Raw genomic sequence first — 427 nt, forward strand, 5'->3', positions numbered from 1 at the left:
CGAAGAGCGGCTGGCTGACGTCGTCGGTCGCGGCCTCGTACGCGGCCGGGTCACCCGACAGGGCCGCGGGCACGATCGTCGTGTCGCGGGCCTGCGTCCACGCGTCGAGCCCGTCGGAGAAGTCCCGCCACCGCGGGTCGTCCCGGAACCGCGGGTGCGCGTCGACGACCGCGCGCGCCTCGTTCATCTCGGCGTCGTTCGCCGCGACCCGCGCGACCCACTGCTTCTGCTCGTTGCCGCGCGTCGCGGCGATCTGCGCGACGATCATGCGGGCCTTGAGCTGGTCCTCGTGCACGACGCTGGTCGCGCTGCCCACCGTGTTCTCGACGACGACGAACTCGTTCATCGAGGCCGCGACGCCGTCGATCTCGACGTACGCGTACACGCCGTTGCCGATGGCCGCGGCCCCCACGAGCCCGACGACGCA

Annotated in this window: 1 protein-coding gene; it reads right to left on the minus strand. The window is 72.6% G+C overall.

Going from position 1 to position 427, the window contains the following annotated elements:
- On the minus strand, nucleotides 1–427 hold a 427-nt coding region (locus G3I71_RS48215), incomplete at both ends, for a hypothetical protein (protein ID WP_164325305.1).

Origin of the sequence: Streptomyces sp. SID12501 (assembly GCF_010550245.1) — a bacterium.
GTDB lineage: Bacteria > Actinomycetota > Actinomycetes > Streptomycetales > Streptomycetaceae > Streptomyces.